At 50.2% G+C, this 8,416-nt stretch carries 9 protein-coding genes, 2 tRNA genes and 1 rRNA gene; all 12 read left to right on the top strand.

Annotated elements, in window-relative coordinates:
• Window positions 1–2: 2 nt before the first annotated feature.
• Window positions 3–119 (top strand): 5S ribosomal RNA (gene rrf / locus H8J70_RS02890).
• 5 nt (window positions 120–124) lie between these two features.
• Window positions 125–200 (top strand) — tRNA-Trp (locus H8J70_RS02885).
• Window positions 201–238: 38 nt separating this feature from the next.
• A tRNA-Arg gene (locus H8J70_RS02880) sits at window positions 239–315 on the top strand.
• 164 nt (window positions 316–479) lie between these two features.
• Window positions 480–1,454 (top strand): thiamine-phosphate kinase, encoded by a 975-nt coding sequence (gene thiL, locus H8J70_RS02875; RefSeq protein WP_186502358.1) that lies wholly within the window; start codon window positions 480–482, stop codon window positions 1,452–1,454.
• 5 nt (window positions 1,455–1,459) lie between these two features.
• Window positions 1,460–1,930 (top strand): tRNA (adenosine(37)-N6)-threonylcarbamoyltransferase complex ATPase subunit type 1 TsaE, encoded by a 471-nt coding sequence (gene tsaE / locus H8J70_RS02870; protein ID WP_186502357.1) that lies wholly within the window; start codon window positions 1,460–1,462, stop codon window positions 1,928–1,930.
• The gene (gene tsaB, locus H8J70_RS02865; protein ID WP_186502356.1) at window positions 1,914–2,624 is read left to right on the top strand and encodes a tRNA (adenosine(37)-N6)-threonylcarbamoyltransferase complex dimerization subunit type 1 TsaB; all 711 of its coding nucleotides are present in this window, start codon (window positions 1,914–1,916) and stop codon (window positions 2,622–2,624) included. The genes tsaE and tsaB overlap by 17 nt, the downstream gene beginning before the upstream one ends.
• Window positions 2,621–3,085 carry a ribosomal protein S18-alanine N-acetyltransferase gene (rimI, locus tag H8J70_RS02860; RefSeq protein ID WP_186502366.1) on the top strand — a complete coding sequence of 155 codons (465 nt, stop codon included), beginning with the start codon at window positions 2,621–2,623 and terminating at the stop codon, window positions 3,083–3,085. Before tsaB ends, rimI begins: the two co-directional genes overlap by 4 nt.
• A 14-nt stretch (window positions 3,086–3,099) precedes the next feature.
• Complete coding sequence (gene tsaD / locus H8J70_RS02855; RefSeq protein WP_186502355.1) at window positions 3,100–4,113, top strand: tRNA (adenosine(37)-N6)-threonylcarbamoyltransferase complex transferase subunit TsaD; 1,014 nt, start codon at window positions 3,100–3,102, stop codon at window positions 4,111–4,113.
• 10 nt (window positions 4,114–4,123) lie between these two features.
• Complete coding sequence (locus tag H8J70_RS02850; protein ID WP_186502354.1) at window positions 4,124–5,545, top strand: histidine kinase N-terminal domain-containing protein; 1,422 nt, start codon at window positions 4,124–4,126, stop codon at window positions 5,543–5,545.
• A 1-nt stretch (window position 5,546) separates the two neighbouring features.
• Window positions 5,547–6,131: an ANTAR domain-containing response regulator gene (locus H8J70_RS02845; RefSeq protein ID WP_186502353.1), complete on the top strand. Its 585-nt coding sequence runs from the start codon at window positions 5,547–5,549 to the stop codon at window positions 6,129–6,131.
• A gap of 217 nt (window positions 6,132–6,348) precedes the next feature.
• Window positions 6,349–6,630, top strand: a complete 282-nt coding sequence (groES, locus tag H8J70_RS02840; RefSeq protein ID WP_186502352.1) for a co-chaperone GroES — start codon at window positions 6,349–6,351, stop codon at window positions 6,628–6,630.
• A gap of 65 nt (window positions 6,631–6,695) precedes the next feature.
• Window positions 6,696–8,324 carry a chaperonin GroEL gene (gene groL, locus H8J70_RS02835; protein ID WP_186502351.1) on the top strand — a complete coding sequence of 543 codons (1,629 nt, stop codon included), beginning with the start codon at window positions 6,696–6,698 and terminating at the stop codon, window positions 8,322–8,324.
• Window positions 8,325–8,416: the final 92 nt, after the last annotated feature.

Below are 8,416 nucleotides of genomic sequence, written 5' to 3'. Positions count from 1 at the left end.
AATTCAGTGGCGATAGCGGCGGGGATCCACCTGTTCCCATGCCGAACACAGTAGTTAAGCCCGCAAACGCCGAAAGTACTTGGATGGAAGCGTCCTGGGAGGATAGGAAGCCGCTGATTTTCATAGGGGTATAGCTCAACTGGTAGAGTAGTGGTCTCCAAAACCATTGGTTGAGGGTTCGATTCCTTCTGCCCCTGCCACATGGAAAGGGAAGCCATGAGCTATTCCCTTTTCGCATGACTCGGTAGCTCAGCTGGATAGAGTGACTGACTACGAATCAGTAGGTCTAGGGTTCGAATCCCTACCGGGTCACCACTTGAAAAACCTGCAGCATTTTGTTGCAGGTTTTTTGTTATACACAAAAGACTTTTTGTCAGACTGGTGACAGGATAAGGCTGGCCGTCATTTACTTTTATAGGGATTTTGATTAAAATAATATAGTTAAGTGGTCTAACTGTATATTTCTATAGGAGACGCGTATGAAAATTTCAGAGATAGGTGAATTCGGTTTCATTGATGAAATAAAAGATAATACATTATTTAATCCGGATCCCGTCGTCATTGGGATCGGCGATGACGGAGCTCTATATAAGACGACACAGGGAATGGAACAGATTGCCGTCATCGACACGATGGTAGAAAACAGTCATTTCATTATTGGCCGGACCGGTGAGTGGTATGACGTAGGCTATAAGGCCGTAGCCTCTAACTTAAGTGATATTGCCGCCATGGGCGGTATACCGACACATATCGTCTTGTCTACGGCGTTCCGCCCTGACATGGATGTAGACGACGTCATTGCTTTATATAAAGGAATTAAAGATATTTGCCGTACCTATAAGGTTAATATTTTAGGCGGCGATACGGTTACGTCCCAAGAAGGGGCCGTCATCACGGTGGCTGCCTTTGGCGAAATCGAAGCAGGAAAAGCGTTGCTCCGTAGTGGTGCCCAGGCGGGAGACGTGGTGGCTGTATCACATACGATTGGCAACTCCGGTGCCGGTCTGGATGTTATGCTGCATGGTGCTGACGGCTACGACGAACTCAAAAAAGCGCATCGCTTTCCGGAACCGCAAATTGCCCTAGGGCGGCTTTTGGTAAAACACCATTGCCACAGTTTGAATGATATTAGTGACGGATTGGCCAGTGAAGCAAACGAAATAGCTAAAGCCAGTGGCGTCCGTTTAGTCCTGCAATACGAGGACCTCCCGATTAGTGAAGAATTACAGCGCTGGGCTGCTGCTTCAGGAACGCAGGCCGGCAAGTTTGTCTTTACCGGCGGCGAAGATTATGAATTGGTATTTACCATGTCGTCTGCCGATTTCGCACAGCTCCAGGCAGAGTTCCCGGCTGTGACCACTATTGGTACGGTAGAAGCCGGCCCTGCTGAGGTTGTTCTTTGTCAGGGCGGGAAACGGGAACTGTTACCGGCAGCAGGCTGGACACATTTTTAAGGAGGATGATTATGGACGTAACCACACATGGGGAAGCAGAAACAATTGCACTGGGTGAAGCCTTGGGCCCTGTTTTAAAGGCCGGTGATGTTTTTGCCCTGCAAGGCGATTTAGGTGCCGGAAAAACACATTTTGTCCAAGGCATTGCCAAGGGCATGGGAATTACGGATACGGTTGTCAGTCCGACCTTTACGATCCTCAATTACTATGAACACGCCCTGCCTTTACAGCATTTTGATTTTTATCGTCTCGAAGAAGAGGCTGAACTGGATAACCTGGGCTTTGATGATTACCTGCCTGGTGGCGTTACGGTCATCGAGTGGTCAGAGAAGTTTCCTGACCGCTTGCCTGCTGATGCTGCGATTATCCGCATCGATAAAGTCAGCGTTACAGACAGAGTGTTTCATTTTGATTTCCAGGGAAGCCGCTGGGCTTCTGTAGAAAAAGAGGTAGAAAATTATGTTACTAGCCATTGAAACGTCGAGTCTCGTATCGAGTGTGGCACTCTTGCATGAACAGACCCTGCGGGCTGAATTAACGATACAGGCACGCCTGACTCACTCGGAACAGCTTATGCCACATATTGCAGATATGCTGGAAAAAGCGTCTGTTCCTAAAACGGCTATCGATGCCGTTGCCGTCTCCATCGGCCCTGGCTCTTTTACGGGCCTGCGTATTGGGATGGCTTCCGCTAAGGGGCTGTCCTTCGGCTGGAATGTACCGCTTATTGGCATTGAAACGCCGACGGCCTTGGCCTGGAATTTTATAGGTGCCAAAGATCCTGTGTGTGTCCTCATCGATGCCCAAAAGGGAAACGTCTATATGACCCTTTATGAATGGCAGGGCATGCACCTGCAGGAACTGGAACCGGTCCAGGTTGCCCCGCTGACAGAGGTGCTGGCACAGCTGGCAACGCTTGGCAAAGCCGTTGTCTTTTGTGGCGACGGCAGCCTCTTAGGGCGCACACAAATTGAAGCTGCGTCGCCGCAGTTCCGCCTGGCCCCGCCGACGATGGTCATCCCGCGGGCCGGCAGTCTGGCCCTGGCAGCAGACGAGCGCTACAGCCGTCAGGACGTCGACGACTGCATGACCCTTACACCGGCCTATAAACGGCGCAGTGAAGCAGAGGTTCTCTGGGAAAAGAGACATGGCAGGGCCTTATGTCTATGATCGTACGGCCGGCTACACCGGAAGATGCCCAGGGCATTTATGAGGTCGAAACGGAATCCTTCTCCGTTCCCTGGCGACGGGAAACGATAGACCGGGAACTGGCCAATACGGAGGTAACCCGCTACTATGTCCTGGTTCGTCCAGATGGGCGGATTGAAGGCTACGCAGGTCTATGGCGGGTCGTCGATGAAGGGCAGGTTACCAATATTGCCTTACGCAAAGAAGTGCGCCGCCAGGGCTATGGCGAATTATTAGTGCGCGTTATGATGGAAGCTGCCTATGAAGAAGGCTGTACCGATATCTTTTTGGAGGTGCGCTTTTCCAACCTGCCGGCTCTGTCGCTATACCGGAAATTAGGCTATGAGGTTTTATCTATACGGAAGAAATATTACTCTGACCCGGAAGAAGATGCCTATGTCATGGACTGTAAAAAAGAAAAGTACCACTGGGTCGTCAAATAATAGGAGAATGATACATGTATACATTAGCATTGGAAACGAGCTGTGATGAAACGTCTGCTGCTGTCATTGAAGACGGCCGTCACATCCTTTCGAATATCATTTCTACACAGGTACCGATACATCGAAAATTTGGTGGTGTCGTACCGGAAATCGCGTCGCGCCAGCATATCGAATATGTTATGCCGGTTATCAAAGAAGCCCTGGATGAAGCCAAGGTCAGCCTGCAGGCGATTGACCATATTGGCGTCACCTATGGACCGGGTCTCGTCGGCGCCCTCCTCGTCGGTGTAGCAGCAGCCAAAGCACTGAGCTTTGCTCTGGATAAACCTCTCGTCGGCGTCAATCATATGGAAGGCCATATTTTTGCCAATTTCCTGAGCAATCCCGGGTTAGAACCGCCCTTTTTGACCCTTGTCGTTTCCGGCGGCCATACGCAGCTGGTCAAAATCAATGGTTACAACTCCTTTGAGCTCCTGGGCCAGACCCGAGACGATGCAGCCGGTGAAGCCTTCGATAAAATTGCCCGCGTCATGGGCTATCCCTATCCGGGCGGTCCCCAGATCGACGCCCTGGCCAAGGAAGGGAACGCCGATGCCATTGTGTTTCCTAAAGCCCTGCACGAAAAACACAACTTCGAATTCAGCTTTAGCGGCCTGAAATCGGCGGTGCTCAACTATCTGCATACGCAGGAACAGCGCCATGAAACGTATGACCCGAAGGATGTTGCTGCGAGCTTCCAAAAGACAGTTGTCGAAACGCTGGTGGAAAAGACTATGGACGCAGCCCAGTGCACGGGTATGAAAAAAATTGCCCTTGCCGGCGGGGTGGCCGCCAATAGCGGTCTCGGTGCCGCCATGGCAGCAGCTTGTGCCAAACGGGGCTATAGCCTTTACAAGCCAAGCAAGATTCTCTGCACAGACAATGGCGCCATGATAGGCTGCCGCGCCTATTATATGGCTCAGGCCGGAATCTTTGCTGACCTGACACTCAATGCCAAGCCGGCCCTGTCTATTATGACCAAGCAGTGAGGTGGAGCTCATGGCTACGATAGAAACGATTTGTCAGACCGGGAGCGCCCTGTCCGATGTGCAAATACGGATTCTGCAAAATAGTGAAGAGCTGCTGCAATTTTCCAGCGACCTATCCCATCGGGAAGTCTTTGTCTACGTTCCGGGAAAACAAGACGATACGATGATTTTAGCGGCACACCGCCAGCCTTTTTCCCGGCGCCGCCAGGGCGAACCGCAAAAGACAACGGCAGGAGCCCAGGTGACGGTCTATGATGAACCCCTGGTGTGGCGTGTCTTTCAGACCGGCAATCCCTTGCGTGGTGCGAAAGAAACGTATTATGGCCGTACAGAGCCAATCCAGTGTTATCCTTTTGTCGATAACGGCGGCCTTACGATCGGTGTCGTATCCTTTGTGGGTAATGTAGAAAAAGGACGGGATCTGCTTACGGAAACGGCTTTTCTAGCCCTGCAGGTGCCACTTACGGAGCATTCCGATCAATTATACAAGAACTTATCCCTGCAAGACGGCATTATTCTCGTCAATGGCAACGGCGTCATTCTCTATGCCGACGAAATGGCCGAAAGTATTATGCGTTTGCGTGGCACCGTCCGGGAGTTGACAGGGGAAACCATTTATAATAGTGAAATCAATCTGTCCGGCGTCAAGCATGCCATTGAAACGCGCCAAGGCTCTGTAGGGGATGTGCGGCACGGCCAGAATATCTTTACGCGGCGCATCATTCCTATCCTGCGCCGTGGCCATATCGATAGGATTATCGCCATTATTACGGAGCGGACCGAGCTGCGGCAAAAAGAAGAAGAGCTCATGGTGAAGACCTCGGTTATCAAGGAAATTCACCATCGCGTAAAAAACAATCTGCAGACCATTGCCGGCCTGCTGCGCATGCAAATGCGGCGTGTCCAGAGCCAGGAAGCCAAAGATGCCCTCAATGAAAGCCTGAACCGCATCGTCAGTATTTCCCTCGTCCATGAAACGCTATCCCGCCATGACGAAGAAATCATCGATGTATCAGAAATTGCCGAACGTCTCCTGTTTCTCGTCCTGCACAGCCTGTCCGGTAGTGAAAGCCGCATTGTGCCGTCCTTTCACGGCGAAAAGATGATGCTGCCTTCTGCTGCAGCTACATCCTTAGCTCTCGTCTTAAATGAATTGATCACCAATGCCGTCCTGCACGGCTTTGCCGGCCGCAGTGAAGGCCATTTACAGGTGACCTTGTCCCGTCAGGGCGAACAGGCCCTGATCGTAGTCCGTGATGACGGCTGCGGCATGGCCGTGCAGCAGGAAAAAGAGGGGAGAAAACATTTGGGATTACAAATTGTCCATACGTTAGTAGAAAAGGATCTGCAGGGAACGGTGGTCTTTGCTCCTAACAATCCGGAAGGGACGGAAGTGACAATTTGTTTTCCGCTAACTAAAGGGGGAAATTGATATGGCATACCGTGTCGTCATTGGTGACGATGAATCGATTATTCGTATGGATCTGGCAGAAATGCTGGAAGATGCAGGCCATCAGGTCGTAGGGGAAGCCGCAGATGGTGTAGAAGCATTGGCGTTAGTACGACGGGAAAATCCGGATATTGTCATTTTAGACATTAAGATGCCTCGTTTAGACGGTATCCACGCGGCCCGCATGATTGCTCACGAACAACTGGCGCCGGTACTGCTCCTGACAGCATACAGCCAGAAGGACATTATTGACAAAGCTACCGATTCAGGTGTACTGGGCTATTTGGTCAAGCCCGTATCACCGACGAATCTCTTTCCGGCTATTGAAGTAGCTATTGCCCAGTTCAAACGGCAACAGGAAATGAATAAGCAACTTGACCAGATGAATGAAGAAATAGAAACGCGCAAGGTCGTCGAACGGGCTAAGGGCCTTCTCATGGAGTTATATCATATTCCGGAAGAAGAGGCATACCGCCGCTTGCAGCAATATAGCATGAAGAAACGAATCTCCCTGAAACGTGTGGCTGAAGCCGTTATTACGAGTGCCATGAAGGGAAAAAACAAATAAGCAGACCCGAACCGGCAGGTATCCTGCCGGTTATTTTTTATCGCCTAATCGGCCAAATTATCCCTTTGGTAAAGGCTGTTCCAAGGGTCTGTCTTTTTTTTGAAAAAAGTATTGACTTTTTTACCTTTGGTGAGTAATATATATATTGTAGTTAGCACTCAGACATAGTGAGTGCTAATAAATTCAAAGACATGTAACACTAAGGGAGGAATATAAAATGTTAAAACCGTTAGGAGACCGAGTAGTCATTCGTGTATTAGAACAGGAAGAAAAAACTGCCAGCGGTATTTTCTTGCCGGATACGGCAAAAGAAAAACCTTGCGAAGGTGAAATCGTTGCTGCAGGCCCGGGCAAACTTCAGGAAGACGGAAGCCGCGTCGCCTTAGACGTAAAAGCAGGCGATAAAGTTATTTTCTCCAAATATGCAGGAACAGAAGTAAAATACGAAGGTGAAAAGCTCCTGATCGTCAGCGAACGGGATATCCTCGCTATTCTCTAATTTTACGCTCATACATAATGGACGAAACAGAATTCTAATCTTATTCATATAGGAGAGTGTGTACAATGGCAAAACAGATTTTGTTCAATGAAGATGCACGCCGTGCCCTCGGCAAAGGCGTTGATGCATTAGCAAACGCAGTTAAAGTTACATTAGGACCTAAAGGCCGTAACGTCGTTCTCGACAAAAAATTCGGCGCTCCGACGATCACCAACGATGGTGTAACCATTGCCCGTGACATCGAATTGGAAGATCCCTTTGAAAACATGGGTGCCCAGCTCGTAAAAGAAGTAGCTACGAAGACCAACGACGTTGCCGGCGACGGCACGACGACAGCTACCCTCTTGGCTCAGGCTATGATCCAGGAAGGCATGCGCAACGTAGCAGCCGGTGCTAACCCGATGATCCTCAAACGCGGCATTGAAAAGGCTGTTGCAAAATTGGTTGATGAAATCAAAAAACGTTCCATTGCCGTATCGGATAAAGCTTCTATCGCCCAGGTAGCTTCCATTTCTGCCGGTGACGAAGAAGTAGGCCGCCTCATTGCTGAAGCCATGGAAAAAGTTGGCAAAGATGGCGTTATTACTGTTGAAGAATCGAAAACCATGGGCACGCAGCTTTCCGTTGTAGAAGGCATGCAGTTCGATCGTGGCTATATTTCCCCGTACATGGCTACAGACGGTGAAAAGATGGAAGCCGTCATGTCTGAACCGTACATCCTCATTACGGACCGCAAGATTGCTTCCATTCAGGAAATGCTGCCGGTTCTGGAAAAAGTCGTTCAGGCTGGTAAAGAACTGCTGATCATTGCTGAAGATGTAGAAGGCGAAGCCCTGGCAACACTCGTAGTCAACAAACTGCGTGGTACCTTTAAAGCTGTAGCAGTTAAAGCACCTGGCTTTGGTGACCGCCGTAAAGCTATGCTCCAGGATATTGCTGTACTCACAGGTGCAAACGTAATCTCCGAAGATGTAGGCCGTAAACTCGACAGCATCACTATGGCTGACCTCGGTTCGGCCCGTCAGGTTCGCGTAACCAAAGACGAAACGACTATCGTAGAAGGCCACGGCGATTCGGCTGCTATCAAAGAACGCGTTGCTCAGATCAAAGCACAGATTGCTGAAACGACGTCTGATTTCGATAAAGAAAAACTCCAGGAACGTCTGGCTAAAATGTCCGGCGGCGTAGCTGTCATCGAAGTCGGTGCTGCTACAGAAGTAGAACTGAAAGATAAGAAGCTTCGCCTGGAAGATGCCCTGAACGCAACACGCGCTGCTGTTGAAGAAGGTATCGTAGCCGGCGGCGGCACAACCTTCATCGATATCCTTCCGGCTCTGGATGAATTCCAGGAAGAAGGCGACGTACAGACAGGTATTAACCTCGTAAAACGCGCCGTTGAAGAACCGGTTCGTCAGATTGCAACGAACGCAGGTCTCGAAGGCTCGGTTATCGTAGCTAAAGTAAAAGCTGCTGATGACGGCGTAGGCTTCAATGCCCTCAAAGAAGAATACGTAGACATGGTTAAAGCCGGTATCGTTGACCCGGCTAAAGTAACCCGTACAGCTCTGCAGAACGCTGCTTCCATTGCAGCCCTCGTTCTGACAACGGAAACCCTCGTAGCTGACAAACCGGAACAGACTCCGGCAGCTCCGGTACCGCCGGCTGGCATGGGCGGCATGCCTGGCATGATGTAAGATCAAAGGCATAACAACCTCTTAGTGTCAATAAGAAGGCCTCTGCGGCAACGCAGGGGCCTTTTCTTGTCGCGCTCTCCTGGAAGAGCGCA

It is taken from the genome of Megasphaera hominis (genome assembly GCF_014269395.1).
GTDB classification, from domain to species: domain Bacteria; phylum Bacillota; class Negativicutes; order Veillonellales; family Megasphaeraceae; genus Megasphaera; species Megasphaera hominis.
Note: the sequence above shows the minus strand (reverse complement) of the source record. Positions and strands in the feature narration are given on the sequence as shown.